Raw genomic sequence first — 20,613 nt, forward strand, 5'->3', positions numbered from 1 at the left:
CGCACCCGGTGACCACCCCTGACGTGCACCCGGGGCGACTGTCGGCAATCATGGCCCGGAGGCGGGGATCCGTGCACTCTCCAACGCCGTCATCACCTCGACCGGAAGTGGCGAGGAGACCGTGAAGGTCGCAGCACTCAACTGCTCCACGCCGGAGACTGCCACGGCCGGGTGCACCACGAGGTCCGGGACTGCCGCACGAATAGGTGACACCCTGACCTGACCTATCGGTGCGGCAGTCCCAAGGCTGGGACATGAAGGTCGTTGCCCAGCTGCTGGGTCACGCTTCGGTGACCACCACCTCCAGGTACCTCGATGAGCTGCCCGGAGAGCTGTCGGTGGCAGTCAACGCCCACCCCTGACTCCGGTGGATTTGTCAGAGTTCGCCGCACCGTTGCCGCGGGGGCTCGCGCCGCTCCGAGGAGCGCCAGAGTAGATACCACATGAGATAAAGCCTCGAATAGCCACCCGAGTGTGATGTTGCTTACTATGTCTCCACCATTTGCGGAGCTGCTCGTGGGAGCAACTCCGGCTCCCTGGGGCGATCGTTGACCTGAGGGAGTCTGATGTCTATCACCTTTGAGCCCGTGCCCCTGACGGATCGACGGCTCTTCGAGGCCCGGCTCAGTGAAGCCACCCTCGCCCTGCACCACGAGGGCCACGATCCGGAGAGAATCTGCCAGGAAGCGACGCGGATCGGTCAGCGCTACCCCTGGGTGGACGCCCGCACGGTGGCCAACGCCCTGGTGGACGCCCTGGGCCCGGGATGGGGCGCCATCTACCTGCACTGGCTGTGGAGCCAGGACGACGACTCCTGACCCATCGCCCCTCGGTAACAGCATCCCTGTGGGGAGCGTGCAAGAACGGCCAGCACGCCCATCAGGACAGGGCCTACCCCCGCGCGGGCCAACCCCACAGGCAATGTCGTTCTCGTGGAGCGGCTGATAGCCGGGCCATATGTAAAGCCGGGGCTCGGGGCGTCCAGGTGGTTCGGGTGCCTGGGGCACCCTCGGCCTTCCTTGCTCAGTCGTAGTCGACAGGTGCTGATGACGCTCAGGTGAAACTCCCCAGACCTGCTCACTGAAATTCCCCACCCGTGTGGCTCCGCCAATGACGGCGGGGCCCCCTCGATGATGGCGGTCTCTGACCACCAGCCATCCATTCGAGGGAGCCCCGCTGACCATGCTCACACGGGAGGAAGACATCGACGCGCACGCCCTGGCCCGTCAGGGCTGGACGATCTCCGCGATCGCCCGGCATCTGGGCCGTGACCGCAAAACCATCCGCGCCTACCTGGCCGGGAACCGCACCCCCGGGGCACGCCAACGCAGCACCCCGGACCCCTTCGCCCCCTACGCCGACTACTGCCGGGCCCGCCTGGGCGAGGACCCGCACCTGTGGGCCACCACGCTCTACGACGAGGTCACCGACCTCGGGTACCCCGGGGCGTACCAGACCTTCACCCGACAGCTGCGGCAACGCCAGCTGCGCCCGGTGTGCCAGGACCGCCGGCCCACCGCCGGGCGCCCCGTGGCGGTGATCGAGCACCCGCCCGGGGAGGAGACCCAGTGGGACTGGGTCGAACTGCCCGACCCACCGGCGGCCTGGGGTGTGGGCGCCAAGGCGCATCTGCTCGTCGGGGCTCTGGCGCACTCCGGGGCCTGGCGCGGGCTCCTGTGCGAGTCCGAGGACCAGGCGCACCTGATCGCCGGCATCGACCACATCACCCGCGCCCTGGGCGGGGTCAGCAAGGCCTGGCGCTTCGACCGGATGGCCACCGTCTGCCACCCGCCCAACGGGGCGGTCACCGTCACCTTCGCCGCGGTGGCCAAGCACTACGGGGTCTCAGTGGCGATCTGCCCACCACGCCGCGGCAACCGCAAAGGCGTGGTCGAGAAAGCCGTGCACTCCGCCGCCCAACGCGTCTGGCGCACCCTGCCTGATGAGGCCACCGTCGAATCCGCACAAGCTGTCAACGCCGAACGAAAATTGACCCCCTATCGCCGGGCGGATTCAACAGCTCGTCGCAACACCGACGTTGTTTCAGCATGACATCTTGGCCGCGAACACGGTGGCCGGCGTCGCCCATCCGAGGACCTTTCGCGGACGGGTGTTGAGCAGCTGCTCCACCCTGGCCGGGTCCTCCGCGGTGTGAACGCTCAGGTCCGTGCTTTTCGGGAAGTACTGGCGCAGCAACCCGTTCATGTTTTCGTTGGACCCCCGCATCCACGGACTGGCCGGGGCGGCGAAGTACACGCCCTCGCTGAACCAGGCGGCCACCAGGTCGTGGCGGGCCATCTCCGCACCCTGATCCCAGGTCAACGTCCGCCGTGTCGGCTGCGGCAGGTCCTCCACCAGTACCTCCAGAGCGTCGGTCAGGGCCTGCGCGGCGTGGCCGCGGGGCAGGTGCACCAGGCGGACGTAGCGGCTGGTGCGGTCCACCAGCGTCCCGATCGCCGAGCGGCTCTTCGCCCCCACGATGAGGTCGCCCTCCCAATCGCCGATCCGCACCCGCTCTTCGACCACAGCCGGGCGCCGGTCGATCAGCAGCCCCGGGGCGATGAAGCGCGGGGCCCGCTGGTCAGGGCGTCGGCGCCGGCGGCGCATCGACCGCCCCGTGCGCAACCGAGTGGTCAGCCGCCGGTGCAGCCCGCGACGAGTGCCGTGGTAGAGCGCCTGATAGATCGTCTCGTGGCACACATGCCACTCCCGGCGGTGTGGGTACTCGATCCGCAGCCACACGGCGATCTGCTGCGGGGACCAGTCCAGCTCGAGCTTGGACTGCACCACACGACGGAGCTCCTCGTCGTGAGCCAGTACCCCGGGTCTGTGCCGTCGGGCGGCTGTGCGGGCGCGGGCATGGGCCAACACCGGGTCATAGCCTCCGCGGTCGTGGGCGGCGGTGTTGCGCCGCAGCTCCCGGGAGATCGTTGAAGGCGCCCGCCCCAGCCGGATGGCGATCGTCCTCATCGACAGGCCCTGTCGACGGAGCACCGCGATCCGTTCTCGTTCCAGCAACGACAGGTAGCGTTTCGATGGCTGCGCCTCGGCTCTTCTGGCCGGAGCCAGTCCGCCGAGCTCGGCCCGCCACCGGTACCCGGTCTTACGCCCGATCCCGACCATCCGGCACGCCTCGACCGTGCCCACCCCGGTAAGGATTAGCGCCCAGTACTCATCTTCCAGGACCAACCGCCGCTTGCGTCCTCTGATGCCCATCTCCATCCCCTTCATCTACAGGGATGTTGCGACGACCGCTAGAACCCACCGTTGAATCCGCCCGGCGCCCGAGGGTCAGTATTCAGACGGCATCGACACAAGCCGCACTGGATCAGTGGTGCACCACCCGTGGTGACGCCCGGGCCCGCACCACGGCCCAGGGCCGCACGACCGTGGGCGCCCTGGCCGCCGCCGAACCGCTCGGGGCGCTGCCCCCGGCCCCGTTCCCGGCCGTCACCACGGTGACCCGGAAGGTCTCGGCCCAGGCTCTGGTGGCCTACCGCGGCAACTCCTACTCCGTGGCCCCTGAGCTGGCCCACTCCACGGTCACCGTCATCGCCCGCCTCGGCGAGCCGCACCTCGACATCTCCACCAACAACGGGACGGTGATCGCCCGGCACCGTGCCGCCGCCCCTGGTGCCGGAGCGATGGTCCGCGACCACGGCCACGTCATCGCGCTGAACACCGAGGCGATGAAGGCCGCCACCTCGGCGGTGCCGCACCGGAGCAAGGTCCGCATCCCACCAGGGGCCGACGCCCTGGCCGCAGCCGCGGCCCTGCGCGGCACCGCCGCGCCCACGTCCACCACAACCTCGGTCCACGGCGCCGAGGAGGGCTCCGTGGTGATCGATCTGTCCCGCTACGCGGCCGCCGCCAACGGAAGGAACACCCTCACATGAGCACCCCCACGAACATCCCGACAGAGCCCATGAGCCTCTCGCAGGCCTCGACGTATCAGCGGTTGCGCGCCCACCTGGCCGAGCTCAAGCTCACCACCGCCGCCGAGCACCTGCCGGGCGTCCTCGATCAGGCCACCGCCGAGGGCCTGTCGATGACCGCCGCCCTGGAGAGACTGCTGGGCCTGGAAGTCGAGGCCACCGAGGCCCGCCGGCTGGCCGGGCGGCTGCGGTTCGCCTCGCTGCCGTCGCCGGCGACCCTGGAGGACTTCGACCTCGAGGCCGCCCCGGGACTGGACCCAGCCCTGGTGAACGAGCTGGCGTCCTGCCGCTACCTCGAGACCGCGACCAACGTGCTGCTGATCGGCCCGCCCGGAGTCGGCAAGACCCACATGGCCGTCGGACTGGCGCGCAAGGCCGCCGAGGCCGGCTACCGCACCTACTTCACCACCGCCGCCGATCTGGCCGCCCGCTGCCACAAGGCCGCGATCGAGGGCCGCTGGGCCACCACCATGCGCTTCTACGCCGGACCCACCCTGCTGGTCATCGACGAGCTGGGCTATCTGCCGCTGCCCGCCGAGGCCGCCTCAGCCCTGTTCCAGGTCGTCTCCCAGCGCTACCTCAAGACCTCAATCATCCTCACCACCAACCGCGGGGTCGGCTCCTGGGGCGAAGTCCTGGGCGACACCACCGTCGCCGCGGCCCTGCTCGACCGGCTCCTGCACCGCTCCGTGGTCCTCAACCTCGACGGCGACTCCTACCGGCTGCGCGCCCACCAAGCCCGCGCCGACACCCTGCGCCGCACCACCACCGGCACCCCACGACCGCTACAGTGACCACAACCACCGGGTGGGGAAAATCGGGGAGCATCCCTGGGGAATCTCAGAAAGCGCCATCAGTGCCGGCGGCTGGCCGCGGCGGGCGTCCATGACGCGCGCGTGGGCCATCTCCATCCGCCCGACCCACAGGATCGTCGTCCCCAGGATCGGCCAGAACGTCATCGCCGAACCCACCCCGACGAAGATCAGCCACGCCAGCGTGGCGACCCAGGTGATGATTCCGAATGCCCACCCCGCGAAGACCCCGCCCTGGGCCTGGGTCTGGTAGTCGTAGGGTGCCGGCAGCGGGTCCGGGTCGCCCTCGGTCTCCAGGCGCCGGTGTTTGACGTGCAGCCGTTGGATGCCGATGAAGCACCCGCCCAGGGTGAGCAGCCCGATGATCGCGTTGGAGAACCCGTACCCGCCGGTGGCCACCAACCAGTCCAGTGCGGCCTCGAACACCTCGTCGGCAATGATGAACCAGAACAGCCACGCGCCCAGCCCCCACAGCCACTTCCGGTCCTTCTTCGGGGCGGGCCCCTCACCGGTTCCCGGTGCCACGAACATCGCCTGTCCTTCCCCGGGGTCGTGGGCTCACCGCAACCATGGCCTGGTGCACGTCCTACCGGTCCGGGGACGCGTCGGGTCCGGTCCCCGAGGGCCGGGACTTCCGCAGCCGGTAGCCCAGCACGGCGGCCGCGGCCAATAACCCGGCGGCCAGGCGGGGCAGGATCTCCTCGAACCACGGGTGCACCAGCTCCCCCAGCACCACCCCGGCCGGCCAAGCCACCACCCCGGCGAGGACCAGCAGACCGATCCGCCGCTTCACCCTCTGCCGCCCGGCGGGATCCTGCGGCATCGGGGTGGCGCGCTCATGGTGGCCCTCCCGGTCGAAGAGCATGAACGGCAGGGTCGCGAAGAGGTTGGCGAACATCGTCCGGTACGCCAGGGACGCGTCGAAGGTGTCGCCCTCCTCGGCGGGCAGGGTCGCGAAGAAGATCGCCATGCCGACGACCACTACGGTCAAGGCCGCGACGGTCAGCAGGCGTCGGCGGTCCCGGACGAAGACGATGTCCCGGCCCTTGGACCGGCCGCGGATCAGCCACGCCCCGCCGACGGCCAACCCGGCGCCCCAGAGGAAGAACCCCCAGATGGTCAGCTGCTCACTGCCGGAGGTCGTGGTCAGGTAGGGCAGGGATGAGAGCACGCACACCAGGCTCAGCCCCAGGGTGATGGCCCCGCACAGGGTGCGGAACCACGGACCCGGTGTGCCAGTAGTGGGTCGTGCTTCGACTGCCATGGTGCGTCCCTATCGTCGTCGTGAGCGGTGAATGCGGGCCATGCTCAGCTGGGGTCGCGGCCACATCACAGGGAGCTGCGTCGTCCCTGCCGGTCTCACCGGGTGTAGCGGGGTCGGGTGAACCAGGCGCGCAGCGGGGCGCCGAAGGCGGTCACCAACCAAGCGATGTTGACCGCGATGAAGGCGATCCCGAGGCCGATCAGCACAATCGCCCACTGCCCATAGAGCCAGAACCCGAAGAGGTTGCCCAGAAAGCCCAGGGAGCTCAGGATCGCCAGCACGATGCCGGTGATCCGAGCCCAGTTCGCCCCCTTGCGCAGGAAGACGTAGGCGGAGGCGTACAGACCCAGCAGCACCACCACCGCGATCACCCCGGAGGCGATCGAGACCCCGCGCATCCGCTCGAACATCGTGCCGATCTGCCCGGCGTCCTCGGCCGGTATGCCCATCCTCTGGTACATCGCGGCGAAGTCCATCGTGGCGTAGATGATCGTGACCACCACCCCAAGTGCCGCATACAGGGCGCCCGAGGCCACGGTCAGACCCAGCAGCCGCTGGAGCTGCCGCGGCGCCGGCACGGCCCCACGCTGCTGCCCGGGGCCACGATCCGCGCCTTCGGGCCATCCTTGTGAGGAGTATCGGGGCGGGGTCCTGCGGGAGGACTCGTACGGGCAAGCAGGGTTGCCCGGGTCCTGTGGTGGGCTGGTCATGACCGGAACTCCTTCGAGGCGCCGATGGGCTGTCAGTGGGGCCGCGCGTAAGCGCGAACGGTCGTTGCCCCGATCTGCGAGACCCTTCAGACGGCACCGCGCATCCACACCCCTCCCCCATAATGTGCTAAGGCACACGTCGAAGGGGGGTGGCGCGCGTCCCTACTAATGGGGTCCTCACGCCCAGGAGATGCCGCATCGGAAGACGGCCAACTCCTCGGCGGGAATCCCATCCACCTTCACCCGCAAAGGAACCTCTACTGAGAATCCACGGGACAGATTGCTCCGTACTCGGTTACATCCTCGTGGGTGCCGAAACGCCGAGGAGGTCGAGGCCGTTGGCCAGGACCTGCTGGGTGGCGTTGTTCAGCCACAGGCGCGAGCGGTGCACGTCCTGGATCGGGGCGTCTCCCTGGGGAGCGATGCGGCAGGCGTCATACCAACGGTGGTAGGTGCCGGCGATGACCTCGAGGTGGCGGGCGACGCGGTGTGGTTCCCGGAAGGTCGCCGATTGGGCGACCACCCCGGGGAACTGCCCGAGCGCGGCCAGCAGGTCGCCCTCGGTGGGATGATCCAGCGACGCCGCGTCGAAGCTGCCGGTGTCCACTCCGGCCGACTCCGCATTGCGGGCCACGGCGTGGGTCCGGGCATGGGCGTACTGGACGTAGAACACCGGGTTCTCGTTGGTGTTCTTCTGCAGCAGCTGCGGATCGATCGACATCGCCGAGTCCGCCGAGGATCGGCCCAGCGAGTACCGCAGCGCGTCCTTGCCGAGCCACTGCAACAGATCCCGCAGCTCGATGATGTTCCCGGCCCTCTTCGACAGGCGGGCTCCGTTCACGGACACCATCTGGCCGATGAGCACCTGGATGTTGTGCTCCATGTCGTCCCCGGCGCAGGCGGCAATGGCCTGCAGCCGGCCGATGTAGCCGTGGTGGTCGGCGCCGAGCAGATAGATCTTCTGCTCGAACCCGCGGTCCTTCTTCGACAGGTAGTACGCCGCGTCCGCGGCGAAGTACGTGGGCTCACCGTTGGCCCGAATGAGGACACGGTCCTTGTCGTCGCCGAAGTCGGTGGTGCGCAGCCAGACGGCACCCTCGAGATCGAAGACGTGACCCTGCTCCCGCAGGCGGTCCACCGCCTGCACCACCGCTCCGCCCTCGTGCAGGTCCGACTCGGAGAAGAACACGTCGAAGTGCACCCCGAAGTCGGCCAAGGTCTCCTCGATGTCGGCCATCTGCGCTCGATAGGCCAGTTCCCGGACGATCGGCAGCGCCTCATCATCGTCCATGTCCGCCAGCTCCGGCCGGGCAGTCAGAGCCTGGCGGCCAAGATCGGCGATGTACTCCCCCGGATAGCCGCCCTCCGGGACCGGTCGGCCCTTGATGGTGGCCAGGACGGAGGCGGCGAAGGTGTTCATCTGCGTTCCGGCGTCATTGATGTAGTACTCCGCCGTCACCGCCGCGCCGCTGGCGCGCAGCACACGGGCGATCGAGTCGCCCAGTGCGGCCCAGCGGGTGTGGGCCAGATGCAAGGGCCCGGTGGGATTGGCCGAGACGAACTCCATGTTGATGGTGTGACCCGTCAGGGCGTCGTTGGTGCCGTAGGCGGGTCCTGCCTCGACGATGGTGCGGGCGAGCTCGCCCGCCGCGCCGGCGTCCAGGGTGATATTGAGGAAACCCGGGCCGGCCACGTCGACGCTCTTGACGCCGTCGATGCCGGCCAACCGGTCGCTGAGGACCTGGGCGAGCTCGCGCGGGTTCCTCCCCGCCTTCTGGCCCAGTTGCAGGGCGATGTTCGTGGCCCAGTCACCGTGCTCCCGGTTCTTCGGTCGCTCCACACGCACCTCCGAGGGGAGGTCGACATCGAAGTCACCGGCCTCGACAGCGGCCTGCAAACAAGCGGAAATGGCGGCGGATAATTCCTCAGGAGTCACCCGTGAAGCATAACGCCGCCCTCTGCAGCGCCCCGATCCCCCTGACATGGTCGCCACCAGTGCACAATAGCGACAAACACCACTTCTCAGACACCAAAGCCACATCCGATGGGAACCCCAATTGCAGCGCGTGACCTTCGTGACGGCCCCGGTCGATCCGAGAAGAGAGCCAGCAGGCAGGAGCGGCTCAGTCGGTTCGTGGTCGCTCCATCTCCACGGCATGCCAGGGCTGGCCGTTCACCTCGGTGCTGCGCACCCGGCCGGTCTGGCGGAACCCCAGATCCTCGTACACGCGCCGAGCCGTGACGTTGTGCGCGTACACGCCCAGTTTCATGGTCGGCAGCTCCGTGACCTCGAAACCCGTGCGCACCGCTGTACTGATCAGCTCGCGACCCAGGCCACGCCCTCGAACTGCCGGATCGAGGAGGATGCACCCGAGCCGCATCATGGCTGCGTCGTGGTCGACCAGCAGGGAGGCGTGGCCGACCGGATTCCCCGACTCGGGGTCCAGCCCGGTCCAGTACCGACGCTGATCATTTCGCAGGTAGCGCTCCAGCTGCCCCCGATCCAGCGGCCAGGCAAAGGTGCGCCCGGACCAGAGCACCATGTCCGCCTCGGAGAAAACCCAGCCTAGGAAGAGATCCAGATCGGCTGGGACCGTCTCTCGCAGGCGCATGCCCCCATGCTAGGCACACCCCGGCATGGGTCGGTGCTACGGCCGTTGAGGCAGCCTGTTCGAAGCCGGAGGCATACCGTGACCAGGCCGCCTCACCACAGGACAAGAACGTCAACGCTTTCGGAAGACCCGGCACAGCCGGCCCTCGGCCAGGACCTCCTCCACGAGTTCCAGCCCTGCTTTCTCGAGGACCCGCTGCGAAGCGACGTTCTCCACGAACGTCTCCGCCCAGACCGGCAGACCCATCTCCTCACCGATGCCGACGAGCTCAGCGACCACCTCGGTCGCCAGACCGCACCCCCACACCTCCGGTCGCAGTGCGTACCCGACCCACAACTGCCAGGACTGCCCCTCAGGACCCGGCTGGAGACGCAGCGTGGCATCCCCGATCATCCGACCCTCTAGGAGGACCGCCACCCCGCGCACGAACCACCCCGACACCGAATCCCGCCCGGACAAGCGAGACTGAATGCGCTCCTGCACCCCATCGCGCGACAGCGGGGCATGGCCCAAGTGCTCGGTGACGTGCGGGTCACCCCGATAGACGAGCATCGCCTCCAGGTCGGCATCCTGTACGGGGCGCAGCAGGCATCGGTCGGTGTGCCGAGGCCACGCCCCGGCGATCGGGTCAGGCGGATCGAACATGTCTCCAATCGACCATGCGTGCGCGGCACCACAGCGCGCAGAACCTCTGGTGTCGCTTCAGAACCCCAACTGCAACGGGTCTGATCCAGGAATCATGCGGCTCTGAGGCCGCCGATGAGGGTACTTCCGCTAGTCCTGCAGGAGCCGGAATCGCTCCAGCACCACAAGCGTGTCGTCGTCCAAGTCCCGCACTGGGGCCTCGGCACACGCCTCCGGCGGCGTGGCCGTCCAGAACACCTCGTGAGCCTCCCGCCACTGGGACACGCTGCGGTGCCCCTCGCCCTCGGCCAGCACGTGCTCCCAGGGCACCTCGGCCAATCGCATCGTGGCCACCTCGGTGATCTCCAAGGTGGCAACCACCCGCCCGGTGGAGTCCATGAGGGCCTGACATTCGCCGAGGCGCGGCAGGGGCTGGCCCTTGGCTTCGTAGTCACCCAGCAGCGACGATGTGCCTGTCTTCGTGCCGGACCGGATCAGCTGGACGAGCCGGTCCCGCAACGGTCCGGGTGCCGCGAACTCGGCCACCGGCATCGATTCATCCATGGGTCGAGTATGCCGCCCAGTGACCCAAAAGGAGCGCACTCGATGCTACGGGCAACGCGCTCACACGGGAATCAAGTGCCCACCAACGAACCCCAACTGCAACAGGGTTCATCGGCGGTTTCTCGATCGGTCCGCTGGGGCTGGTCGAGTGCCGCGGTCAGGAGGTGAACTGCGGCCACACCTGGTGGATGGCGGCGATGATCTTCTCGTTGGTGGCCTGCAGTGCCACCAGGTCGGTCTCCTCCTCAAGGCTGCCCCGATACCCGTCCAGATCCACTGCCACACCCTGTTTCCATACGGCGGTGATGTCCTGGGTGGCGGTGATGCCTTCATCCGGGCGCCCGGCCACGAGGACGAGATCGGCCCGTGCCCCCGGGCGGATCACCCCGCGGTCCTGAAGACCGAAGGCGGCCGCCGGGCCGGAGGTCGCCGCGGCCAGTGCGTCCAGCTGGCTCAGCCCGGCGGCCACGAGGTGCTGGAGTTCCCGATGCAGGCTCGCCCCGTGTACCAGACCCGGGTTGGGGGCATCGGTGCCGGCCAGGATCGGCACCCCACGGGCGTGCAGGGCCCCCACGTTGCGCCTGGCGGCGGCGAAGTCGGGCGCCCCTGGGGGCATCCACCGCTTCCCCTGGCGCTGGAGCATCCCGGTCCATCCCGGTCCCAGGCGCGAGGCCAGGCGCGACTGGCCCAGTAGCGGCATGGTGCCGTCCGGGCCCGGGAAGCCGTCGGCGATGCCCAGCGTGGCGATCACCGGTATCCGGGATGCGGCCAAGACCTCCAGCTGGGCCTCGTTCAACGGCTCGAACGGCACGTGGGCGAGGACGTCGACGCCTTGGGCCACGACGTCGACGGCGGCCGCGGCACTGGTGACGTGGGCGACCACCAGCATCCCGCCCGTGTGGGCGGCCCGGACCAGGGCGGCCACCGTGGGCAGATCTAAGGAGGGCATGCGCATCGGGGCGGTCGAGCCGTCGTCGTAGAAGACCTTCAGATGGGTCGCACCCTCTCCCCTGCGGTCGGCGACGAAGGCTGCGGCGTCCTTGGGTCCGGTGACGTAGGGAAAGGGTGCGTAGGCCATCGTGGGATGCCCACCTGGGGCGGTCGCCCCGATGCTCGAGGTCCTGATCTGCGCCACCTCCGGTCGGTGGTTGCGGGCCAGGACCGGGGTGATCACCTCAGGTTTGCTGAACTGGTCGATCCCGGTGGTCACCCCGAACGTCACCGCCTGGTGGGCGGTCCCGGGCAGCAGGTGCAGGTGCGCATCGATGAGCCCGGGCAGCAGGGTGGCCCCACCTGCCTCCACCACGGTGTCCCCGGCGGCCACCAGTTCAGGCCCTCCCACAGCTTCGATGCGCCCGTCCACCACGCGCACCGTGTCGTGGGCGCTCATGGTGGTGCCGTCGAAGATTCTCGTCTGGGTGATCGTCAGTGCCATGGCTTTCACGGTAGAAGTTGACGCTACGAGAAGGTCAAGGCGATACGGTGGAGCGTGCGCTACTCCATCAGCCAGCTCGCCACCATGGCCGGGATCAGCGCCCGGACCCTGCGCCACTACGACGCCATCGGGCTCCTGGCACCGGCTGAGATCGGGGCCAATGGCTACCGTTGGTACGGCCGGGAGCAACTGCTGCGTCTGCAGCGCATTCTGTTGCTGCGCGAAGTGGGTGTGCCGCTGGGGCAGATCGGGCAGGTGATCGACGGGCAGGTCAACGAGATCACCGCCCTGCGCGCCCAGCGCGAACAGATCCTCGCCGAGCAACACCGTCTGGGCACCGTGATCGAAACCATCGAGGCCTCGATCACCGACCTCACCGGCGCCCACACCATGGAACCTGCGGACTTCTTCCGCGGCCTCCACCACGACCGCACTCGGCTGAAGGACCGGCTCAGGGCCGCCCACGGCCCAGCAGTCGAGCACACCTTCGCCGCCGTCGAGACCGCCACCGACGGCTGGGAAATGACCGACTACGAACAAGCAGCCGCCGATAGCCGAGCCTTGCTCCACCGCATGGCCGGACTCATGCGACACCAGGTGCCGTCTGATGGCCAGGACGCCCAACAGCTCGTCGAGGAACACCACGAAGCCATCGCCCAGTTCTGGAAACCGGATGCCGAGGCCTACCGCGCCCTGGCCGATCACTACCTCAACGACGACCAACAACGGACCTGGATCGCCGACGTCGACCCAGCCCTACCCGGCTGGCTGGCGACAGCAATGAAGTACTACGCCACCCACCACCTGCACGGCGCAACCACGCCTTGACCCCTAGCAGAACCGGTCACGGAGGAACCCCCATCGCAACCTCACCCTTGTGGAGATGTCCGGTAGCCGGGCCATATGTAAAGCGGCAAGGGTCAACCTGCACCCACTGCCCACAGTCCACTTCAATTCCTGCAGCAGCGAAAAGCCGTGGGACCTGGTGTGCCAGGTCCCACGGTTCTTGCGCGTTCTCAGGCGGGGGTGCCGGTGCCGGGGGTGGGGACGGTGGCCCAGGGGTTCTCCACGCCGATGTACTGGGTGGTGGTGTACTCGTGCAGGCCCTCGGCCCCGCCCTCACGGCCCAGACCGGACTGCTTGACCCCGCCGAAGGGGGCGGCGGCGTTGGAGATCACCCCGACGTTGAGGCCCATCAGGCCGAACTCGATGCGGTCGCCGATGCGCAGCCCGCGGGAGATGTTCTCGGTGAACACGTAGGAGGCCAGGCCGTACTCGGTGGCATTCGCCAGGGCCACGGCCTCGTCCTCGTCGGCGAAGGTCACGACCGGGGCGACGGGCCCGAAGATCTCCTCGGTCACCGCCCTCGCGTCCCGGGGGACGTCGCGCAGCAGGGTGGGGGCGAAGAAGTAGCCGGGCCCGTCCACCCGGGAACCGCCCACGACGACCTTCGCCCCGCGCTGAACGGCGTCGGTGACGAACTCCTCGACGGAGTCCCTCGCCTTGGCCTCGACCATCGGGCCCACGGTGACCCCGTCCTCGACACCGTTGCCCACGGTGAGTGCGGCCATCTTCTCGGCCATCTTCGCCACGAACTCCTCGACCACGTCCTCGTGCACGAGCAGCCGGTTGGCGGCGGTGCAGGCCTCGCCCATGTTGCGCATCTTCGCGGCCATCGCACCGGCCACGGCCTTGTCGATGTCGGCGTCCTCGAAGACGATCAGCGGCCCGTTGCCGCCCAGCTCCATGGAGGTGCGCAGCACGTTGTCGGTGGCGGCCTTCATCAGCTGCTTGCCCACCGGGGTGGAACCGGTGAAGGAGACCTTCCGCAGCCTGGGGTCGGCCATGATCGGCTCCGACACCGCTGCGGCGGAGGCGGAGGAGACCACGTTGAGCACCCCGGCCGGCAGACCCGCCTCCAGCATGAGGGCGGCGAAGTACTGGGAGGTCAGCGGGGTCAGCCTCGCGGGCTTGAGCACCATGGTGCAGCCGGCGGCCACGGCCGGGGCGACCTTGCGGGTGGCCATCGCCAGCGGGAAGTTCCACGGGGTGATCAGCAGGCACGGGCCCACCGGCTTGTGGGTCACCAGCATCCGCAGATTGCCCTCGGGGGACTCCAGGTAGCGGCCGTAGTCGCGCACGGCCTCCTCGGCGAACCAGCGCAGGAACTCACCCCCGTAGGTGACCTCACCGGCCGCCTCGGCCAGCGGCTTGCCCATCTCCAGGGTCATCAGCAGCGCCAGGTCCTCGGCGCGCTCCTGCACGAGGTCGAAGGCGGCCCGCAGGATCTCCGAGCGCTCCCTGGCGGGGGTGCGGGCCCAGGACTCCTGGGCGTCGGCGGCGGCGTCCATCGCGGCCTGGGAGTCCTGGCGGGTGGCCGAGGCCATGGTGGCCAGCACCTGCCCGGTGGCCGGGTTCTCCACCTCGAAGGTGGACCCGTCCGAGGCGTCGCGCCACTGGCCGTTGATCAGCAGCCCCGTGGGGGTCCTGCCCAGGACCTCGGTGATGCGGTCCGTCATGCCGGTGGCCGCGGGGGCCTTGTCCGTGATGCTCATGTATCAGCCTTTCTGGTCGACGCGCCCCCCAGGCACCGGGCGCCGGTGCCTGGGGGGTGCGTCAAGGAAACGGTCGGACGGGCGGGCGACAGCACTGGGGCCGCCTGCAGTTGGGGTTGGGCACCCCGGAAGCCACCGGGGCGGGGGTGTCATCGGGCTTTGTGCGTCCCGAGAGGATTCGTGAACCCGGTCATACCTTCACGGATGTGCCTTGGTTGGCCGGGGCTCGTGGACCGACAGTGGAATGAGGTGCCGTGGTCAGGTGTGCCTGGCATCGCCGCGCCAGGCTCTTGCTGAGTCCGGTTCGACGCGCGAGGTCTGCTGGGTTCAGGGTGTGTCGCCCGGCTTCGCGTTCGGCTTGGAGGACTCCTGATACTCGTTGGACGGCCCACTTCGGGGGTCCCTGCTGGGTCATACCAGCGCCCTTTCCCGGGTCTTGGACCCCTGGGTGCTCAAGAGCCATGGGCAGTGGATGACGGCCCACTGCCGGGTGGCTTCGACGTCGCGGTGCAGCTGCTCCATGAGTGCTTGGACGGAGGGGAAGCTCTTCTGGCCCCGCAGCTTCGCGGTCAGCTCGACATGCATCGTGCGCCCGTAGAGGTCGCCGGTGAAGTCCAAGAGGTGGGCTTCGAGCAGCCGGGGGCCTTCGCCGGTGTAGAAGGTCCGGCGCCGGCCGACGGACACCGCCGCGACGGCCCACTCCTGGGAACCGATCCGAACCTGCGCGGCCCACACCCCGTCCTCGACCTCGAGGTCGCAGATTGCGAGGTTGGCGGTGGGGAATCCGATGGTCCTGCCCCGGGCGTCTCCGTGCTCGACGATGCCTTCGATGACTGTCATGAGGAAGTCCTTTCTGGGTCTGGAAACGGCGTTGAGGCTGTCGGTTCGTCGGCCCCGGATCGGAGCCGACGTCCGTGGCACGCACGTGGTCGCCTGGAGGTGGTGGAGAGGAGGGTGGTTTCCCTTGGGAGGGCGCAGAAGACGGTCGAGGCCTGGGCGGCGTTGCGGCCTCCGGGGTGATGGCTTCGACCGTCTTCTGATGCGCCGGCGGTCAGCGTCCGTGCGGTGAACGGAACGTTGCCTGACCTATCGGGTCTGGGTTGCCGTCAGCGAGGACTCGCTGTTTTCCACGGCAGTGGGCCCGTCGTGGGTGATGTCGGCATCGGCGGTCGTCTCGACCCCGCTCTGTGCAACGCCCTGTCCCTGCTGGGAATGTTCCGTGCCGGAAGGGCCCTCGGTGGCGCAGTGACGCCCCGGTTGCAGGGGGGTCATCAGCGGATCCCGGCGCAGAAGCATGACGATCGCGATGGCCAGGGCGAGAATCACGAAGATGAACGGTGCGGCCGAGAGGATCACTGCCGTCTGGAGTGCTTGGAGGCCACCTGCGTAGAGCAGGACCGCGGCCATGGCGCCGGTGAGGATGCCCCACACGGCCAGGACGGAGCGCTTCGGGTACATGTCGCCGTCACTGGAGATCACCGCCAGCACGTAGGTGTTGGAGTCGGCTCCGGTGACGAAGTAGAGCACGACGAGCACGATGGCCACCACGGAGGTCAACAGGGTCAGCGGGAGCTGGTCCAGCAGGCCGAAGAAGGCGGTGTTGACGTCCTGTGCGGCGGCCGCGCCGATCCCGGCGTCCCGGTTCATGTCCATGAACATCGCGCTGCCGCCCATGACGGTGAACCAAGCGGAGAACACCAGGGTGGGCACGCCGAGGACCACAAAGACGAACTGCCGGATCGTGCGTCCCCGGGAGATCCGGGCGACGAACACGCCCACGAAGGCGCCCCAGCTGATCCACCACGCCATCATGAAGTAGGTCCACCACTGCATCCAGGCCAACTCGTCCGAGGTGGTCGGCAGCATGAGGCTGATCTCGAGGAAGCCGCCCACGTAGCCGCCCAGGGAGCGGAAGAAGATGTTGATGAGGTAGGTGGTGGGTCCGGCGATGAGGACGAAGAGCAGCAGCGCCCCCGCGATGACCATGGTCGTCTGGCTCAGGTAGCGGATGCCGCGGCTGACCCCGCTCATGGCGGAGAGCGTGAAGATCACGGTGATCACGGCGATGATGCCCACCTGGATGGGGATGCTCGTCAGCGTGGTGCCGGTGATCTGGCTGAGGCCCTGGCTGATCTGGGCGGCGCCGAGGCCGAGGGAGGTCGTGGTGCCGAACAGGGTGGAGAGGATCACCAGGACGTCGACGGCCTTGCCGACCAACCCGTCGGCATGCCGTCCGATCAGTGGCCGCAGGATCGGGGAGACGAGGCCCTTGTTGCCCAGCCGGTGGGTGGAGTACCCGATGGCCAGACCGAAGATCGCGAAGACGGCCCACGCGTGCAGACCCCAGTCCAGGAAGGTGAAACGCAGCGCTTCCACGACAGCGTCCTGACTGCCGGGCTCAGCGAGGTCGTGGGGCGGTGTGAGGAGGTGGGAGACCGGCTCGGCCACGCCGTAGGTGATCAGCCCGATGCCCATCACTGCCCCCAGCAGCATCGCGATCCAGGCGTAGGTGGGGTATTCGGGTCGGGAGTCGTCGGGTCCCAGGCGGATCCTTCCGTACTTGGTGACCGCGAGGAAGATCAGCAGTCCCATGAGGCCTAGCGGGATGAGCAGCATGGACCATCCGGTGGACTCGGTGACCCAGTTCAGGGCTGTTGTGCTGATTTCGCCCATCTGGGTGGGGAAGAAGCCTGCGAGGACGATGAAGACGACGATGAGGGCAACTGATACCCAGAACACCGGGTTCTTGGGGTTGCCGTCCGCACGGGCGTTCGGCGGTGCGTTCGTGGCGCCGTCCGCAAGAGTGTCCTGGGACATGGTGGGCTCCGTTTCTGGGAGAGACTGGATCGTCTGGGAGGGATCACCTAGGGCCGCGCCGGGTGGCGGCGCCCTGAGGTGAACCAACGGTGGTGTGGCCTGGGGGCTGGACGAGCAGCTCCGGCCACTCATGAACGGTGCAGCTCCTACGGAGCCGGTCATCCACGCAGGGCGCGAAGGTCGGATCCGGGTTGTTGATGGGGCTAGAGCTGCTCGAGGTTGTCACTGTCGTAGAAGCGGCCGGCCTTGTAGATGATGGGGCTGGCCTCGCTCACCTCCGCGTGGCGCACACGGCAGATGAACACGGTGTGGGTCTTGGCCTGGAAGCGCTCACGGATCTCGGCCTCCAAGCACGCCGGAGAGTTGTCGATCAGCGGGCTGCCGCTGGGCCCGGGGTGCCAGTCGACCTCGGCGAACTTGTCAGGGGCCTTGGAGGCGAAGGTGGCGATGGTCTCCCGCTGTTCCGTGCCCAGGATGTTGATGCCCAGGTGGGTGGCGGCGAACAGGGCCGGGTAGGTGGAGGAGGTCTTCTGGATGCACACCATCACCAGGGGCGGTTCCAGGGACACCGAGGCGTAGGAGTTCACGGCCAGCCCCTTGGGGGTGCCGTTGTCCTGGGTGGTGACCACGGTGACGCCGGTGATGAACTGCCGGTTGAAGGTCTTCATCACCTGCGGGTCCGGCTCACCGGAGAGGTCATCGAGCACGACCTCCTCCGGCTGCAGCGGAGTGTCGCTGAGGTGGCGGACGCCGAGGCTGTGGAGCAGCTCCGAGCCGTCCCAGGTCACCTCCTCGCGGGTGATCCGCCCCTCCACCAGGGTCACGTGGTTGGATCCGCGGGTCTGCACCTGGCGGCCAGTGGGCGGCACCCCGAGGAACGTCTCGGTGTGGGTGCCCGTGCTGGTCCAGAAGATCGCCGCGGTGTCCCCCTGAGTGACCACCGCGTCGAGGGTCGTCACCAGGTCCGGGAAGCCGGCCCGGACGGTACGGATCTCCTCCTGCAGCTGGGCCAACGTGATGGTGTGCCCGCTGGCCCGGCTCACCCTCACGTAGTCAGGGGCGGCAACGGTTTCCAGCGCCTCGACCTCCCCGCGGTCCCAGGCGGCCTGCCAGACGGTCGTGAGCGTTGCTTCAAGTTCCTGTTGCATGGCACAGAACGTAACCCGTATCACAGGGTCAGGTCAATGGGCGGCAGTCACGAACTCTCAAATCCAGTAATGGCGCGGATAAGCTGCCGTTCTTTCGCACTGCCCTTGACGGCTGGGTCACATCCGCCTAGCGTCTGTTGCATGCAACAAGTGACAGATCGGACCGTGGGAGTCGACGACAGTGCGGAAGCTCCGCTTCTGGAGCGCGTCCGCCGGCTGGTGCTCAGCGGGCAGTTCCCGCCAGGGGCGCCGCTGTCCGAGGTCTTCCTGTCTCAGGAGTTCGAGGTCAGCCGCACTCCGATCCGGGAGACCCTCAAGCAGCTCCAGCACGAGGGCCTGGTGGAGATCCGCCCCAAGGTCGGCACCTTCGTGCGAGAGCCCACCCGCCGGGAGATCGTCGAGCTCTTCCAGCTCAAGGAAGGCTTGGAAGGTCTGGCCGCCGGTCTGCTCGCCCGACGTGGCAACGTCCCGGAGCTCGACGTGCTCGAGCGCAACATCGCCGAATCCGACCAGGCGACCGCCGACCAGGACGCCACCCGGTACGCGGAACTGGTGCACGAGTTCCACCACACGATCATCACCGGGTCGGACAACTCCAAGCTGGCCGAGCACTACGACCGGCTGATGAACCAGCTGGCCTACCACCGCCTGGTGCTGCGCACGGCCGAGCACCCCGGGCGCATCAAGGCCTCCACCAGCGAGCACCGTGTCGTGCTGGAGATGATCCGGGACAAGGACCACTTCGGCGCTGAGGCCGCCATGCGCAACCACGTCTATGCCTCCGCCCGGGAAGTCCTCACGGACTCCCGCACGGCCGGCCGACCCCTTAATTCGTGATCACCGCCTCAACCACCGCCGGCTGCGCGCCGGCGCGAAAGGACCACGCCATGCGCTGCCTGGAACTGTTCGCCGGGAAGGTCATGCCGGACCTCCCCCACACCCCGCACCTGGTGGGTGCGCGATGACGACCGTGTCGTCCCGCGTTCCCGAGAAGGCCGGCATCCGCAAGATCGTCCACTACCAGGAGGAGATCCTGCTGGAGAACGGCCAGGCCCCGGACGTACCGGTCGTGCGCGCCACCGTCGCCGCGGTGGTGTCCAATCCCTGGGTCGGGACCGGCCCGGAGACGGACCTCGCCCCGGCCACCGAGGAGCTGGCCCCGGCGCTGGCCCGCGTGCTGACCGACCGGCTGCTAGAGAGCCTCGGCGGGGCGCAGCAAGTCGAGGCCTTCGGCAAGGCCGCCATCGTGGGCACCGCCGGGGAGATCGAGCACGCCGGTGCGCTGATCCACACCCCGTACTTCGGCAATCTCGTGCGGGAGTTCCTCGAGGGCTCCTCGATCATCTGCTTCGCTGACGACCGTGCCGAGGCAGGCCAGGCCCTGGTCGTGCCCATGTGGCACAAGACCGCCGCGGCGACGCGTAGCCACTACCAGACCATCACCACCCGGGTCAGTGACGGGCCCCGTGCTGACGAGATCGTCGTCGTCGTCGCCGCCTCCACCGGTCCCCGCCCGCACCCCCGCATCGGGGACCGGGTCACCGACCCCGCCGTCACATCCGCCATCCTCGAAGGAGCCACAGCATGAGCACCCGCAAGATCATCACCCTCGTCGAAGAGACCGTCACCGAAGGCGGCCGTCCCGTCGAACCCGCCGCGCGCGTGGCCGTCGTGGCCGCCATCATCGCCAACCCCTGGGCCGGCCAGGGGTTCGTCGAGGACCTCAACCCCGGCATCGATGCCACCGCCTCCGAGGTCGGCGCCCTGCTGGCGGCCCGGGTGGTCGAAGCCCTGGGCGCCCCGGTGGAGGCCTACGGCAAAGCCGCCATCGTGGGCCTGGACGGGGAGATCGAGCACGGCTCGGCCCTGATCCACACCCTGAAGTTCGGCGACCACTTCCGCAAGGCCGCCTCCGCGACCACGCTGCTGCCGGCGGTGGAGAAGCGCGGGCCCGCCGGGGTCGTCTTCGACATCCCGCTCAAGCACATCACCGACGCCACCATCCGCTCCCACCACCAGAGCATCGAGGTGCGCCTGGCCGACGCCCCGCACCCCGGGGAGATCGTGATCGCCCTGGCCGCGGCCGCCCAGGGACGCCCCCAGCAGCGCCTGGCCCCGCTGAGCACCGAGCAGTGAC

At 68.5% G+C, this 20,613-nt stretch carries 21 protein-coding genes; 8 read left to right on the forward strand and 13 right to left on the reverse strand.

What is annotated here, in order from left to right; genetic code table 11:
- Positions 1 to 566: 566 nt before the first annotated feature.
- Both CRM73_RS04650 and istA read left to right on the forward strand, forming a co-directional pair.
- Positions 567 to 818, forward strand: coding sequence for a hypothetical protein (locus tag CRM73_RS04650; RefSeq protein WP_229586971.1), 252 nt, complete (start codon positions 567 to 569; stop codon positions 816 to 818).
- Positions 819 to 1,182: 364 nt separating this feature from the next.
- Positions 1,183 to 2,052, forward strand: a complete 870-nt coding sequence (gene istA / locus CRM73_RS04655) for an IS21 family transposase (protein ID WP_229586972.1) — start codon at positions 1,183 to 1,185, stop codon at positions 2,050 to 2,052.
- Here the strand turns inward: istA and CRM73_RS04660 are convergent.
- Positions 2,044 to 3,222 (reverse strand): IS30 family transposase, encoded by a 1,179-nt coding sequence (locus CRM73_RS04660; protein ID WP_229586973.1) that lies wholly within the window; start codon positions 3,220 to 3,222, stop codon positions 2,044 to 2,046. The two genes, istA and CRM73_RS04660, sit on opposite strands and share 9 nt — an antisense overlap.
- A 167-nt stretch (positions 3,223 to 3,389) precedes the next feature.
- On the opposite strand from CRM73_RS04660, the gene CRM73_RS04665 reads away from it, so the two are divergent.
- On the forward strand, positions 3,390 to 3,896 hold the full coding sequence (locus tag CRM73_RS04665) for a hypothetical protein (RefSeq protein ID WP_095651758.1): 507 nt from the start codon (positions 3,390 to 3,392) through the stop codon (positions 3,894 to 3,896).
- Entirely contained in the window at positions 3,893 to 4,729 is an 837-nt protein-coding gene (gene istB / locus CRM73_RS04670) for an IS21-like element helper ATPase IstB (RefSeq protein WP_126349977.1), read from the forward strand. Before CRM73_RS04665 ends, istB begins: the two co-directional genes overlap by 4 nt.
- Here istB and CRM73_RS04675 read toward each other — a convergent pair.
- The 8 genes from CRM73_RS04675 to CRM73_RS04710 all read right to left on the reverse strand — a co-directional run bounded on the left by CRM73_RS04675 (position 4,721) and on the right by CRM73_RS04710 (position 11,956).
- Entirely contained in the window at positions 4,721 to 5,278 is a 558-nt protein-coding gene (locus CRM73_RS04675) for a hypothetical protein (RefSeq protein WP_229586974.1), read from the reverse strand. The two genes, istB and CRM73_RS04675, sit on opposite strands and share 9 nt — an antisense overlap.
- Before the next feature lie 55 nt (positions 5,279 to 5,333).
- Positions 5,334 to 6,011: a hypothetical protein gene (locus CRM73_RS04680; protein ID WP_229586975.1), complete on the reverse strand. Its 678-nt coding sequence runs from the start codon at positions 6,009 to 6,011 to the stop codon at positions 5,334 to 5,336.
- 95 nt (positions 6,012 to 6,106) lie between these two features.
- Complete coding sequence (locus CRM73_RS04685; protein WP_229586976.1) at positions 6,107 to 6,589, reverse strand: hypothetical protein; 483 nt, start codon at positions 6,587 to 6,589, stop codon at positions 6,107 to 6,109.
- Positions 6,590 to 7,016: 427 nt separating this feature from the next.
- The gene (gene argS, locus CRM73_RS04690) at positions 7,017 to 8,657 is read right to left on the reverse strand and encodes an arginine--tRNA ligase (protein ID WP_229586977.1); all 1,641 of its coding nucleotides are present in this window, start codon (positions 8,655 to 8,657) and stop codon (positions 7,017 to 7,019) included.
- Positions 8,658 to 8,844: 187 nt separating this feature from the next.
- Positions 8,845 to 9,333, reverse strand: a complete 489-nt coding sequence (locus CRM73_RS04695) for a GNAT family N-acetyltransferase (protein ID WP_095651754.1) — start codon at positions 9,331 to 9,333, stop codon at positions 8,845 to 8,847.
- A 111-nt stretch (positions 9,334 to 9,444) separates the two neighbouring features.
- Positions 9,445 to 9,978 (reverse strand): GNAT family N-acetyltransferase, encoded by a 534-nt coding sequence (locus CRM73_RS04700; RefSeq protein WP_229586978.1) that lies wholly within the window; start codon positions 9,976 to 9,978, stop codon positions 9,445 to 9,447.
- Between the two features lie 129 nt (positions 9,979 to 10,107).
- A complete protein-coding gene (locus CRM73_RS04705; protein WP_075872303.1) occupies positions 10,108 to 10,521 on the reverse strand; it encodes an ASCH domain-containing protein in 414 nt (137 codons plus the stop codon).
- Between the two features lie 157 nt (positions 10,522 to 10,678).
- Positions 10,679 to 11,956, reverse strand: a complete 1,278-nt coding sequence (locus CRM73_RS04710) for an amidohydrolase family protein (protein WP_229586979.1) — start codon at positions 11,954 to 11,956, stop codon at positions 10,679 to 10,681.
- A gap of 54 nt (positions 11,957 to 12,010) precedes the next feature.
- Between CRM73_RS04710 and CRM73_RS19905 the strand changes: the two genes are divergently transcribed.
- Positions 12,011 to 12,784, forward strand: a complete 774-nt coding sequence (locus tag CRM73_RS19905) for a MerR family transcriptional regulator (RefSeq protein WP_229586980.1) — start codon at positions 12,011 to 12,013, stop codon at positions 12,782 to 12,784.
- A 188-nt stretch (positions 12,785 to 12,972) separates the two neighbouring features.
- On the opposite strand, the gene CRM73_RS04720 is transcribed toward CRM73_RS19905, so the two are convergent.
- From CRM73_RS04720 to CRM73_RS04735, 4 genes are all read right to left on the reverse strand, one after another.
- Positions 12,973 to 14,511, reverse strand: a complete 1,539-nt coding sequence (locus CRM73_RS04720) for an NAD-dependent succinate-semialdehyde dehydrogenase (RefSeq protein ID WP_229586981.1) — start codon at positions 14,509 to 14,511, stop codon at positions 12,973 to 12,975.
- Positions 14,512 to 14,922: 411 nt separating this feature from the next.
- A complete protein-coding gene (locus tag CRM73_RS04725; RefSeq protein WP_229586982.1) occupies positions 14,923 to 15,351 on the reverse strand; it encodes a riboflavin kinase in 429 nt (142 codons plus the stop codon).
- A gap of 246 nt (positions 15,352 to 15,597) precedes the next feature.
- The gene (locus CRM73_RS04730) at positions 15,598 to 17,328 is read right to left on the reverse strand and encodes a BCCT family transporter (protein WP_229586983.1); all 1,731 of its coding nucleotides are present in this window, start codon (positions 17,326 to 17,328) and stop codon (positions 15,598 to 15,600) included.
- 203 nt (positions 17,329 to 17,531) lie between these two features.
- Positions 17,532 to 18,476: a flavin reductase gene (locus CRM73_RS04735; RefSeq protein ID WP_229586984.1), complete on the reverse strand. Its 945-nt coding sequence runs from the start codon at positions 18,474 to 18,476 to the stop codon at positions 17,532 to 17,534.
- 141 nt (positions 18,477 to 18,617) lie between these two features.
- On the opposite strand from CRM73_RS04735, the gene CRM73_RS04740 reads away from it, so the two are divergent.
- The 3 genes from CRM73_RS04740 (at position 18,618) to CRM73_RS04750 (ending at position 20,612) form a co-directional block, all read left to right on the forward strand.
- A complete protein-coding gene (locus tag CRM73_RS04740; RefSeq protein ID WP_229586985.1) occupies positions 18,618 to 19,313 on the forward strand; it encodes a GntR family transcriptional regulator in 696 nt (231 codons plus the stop codon).
- A 124-nt stretch (positions 19,314 to 19,437) separates the two neighbouring features.
- Complete coding sequence (locus CRM73_RS04745) at positions 19,438 to 20,064, forward strand: amino acid synthesis family protein (protein ID WP_229586986.1); 627 nt, start codon at positions 19,438 to 19,440, stop codon at positions 20,062 to 20,064.
- Positions 20,061 to 20,612, forward strand: a complete 552-nt coding sequence (locus tag CRM73_RS04750) for an amino acid synthesis family protein (RefSeq protein ID WP_229586987.1) — start codon at positions 20,061 to 20,063, stop codon at positions 20,610 to 20,612. The genes CRM73_RS04745 and CRM73_RS04750 overlap by 4 nt, the downstream gene beginning before the upstream one ends.
- The last annotated feature ends 1 nt before the right edge of the window (position 20,613 follow it).

This window comes from Kocuria sp. CCUG 69068, from assembly GCF_020833785.1.
GTDB classification, from domain to species: Bacteria; Actinomycetota; Actinomycetes; order Actinomycetales; family Micrococcaceae; genus Kocuria; species Kocuria rosea.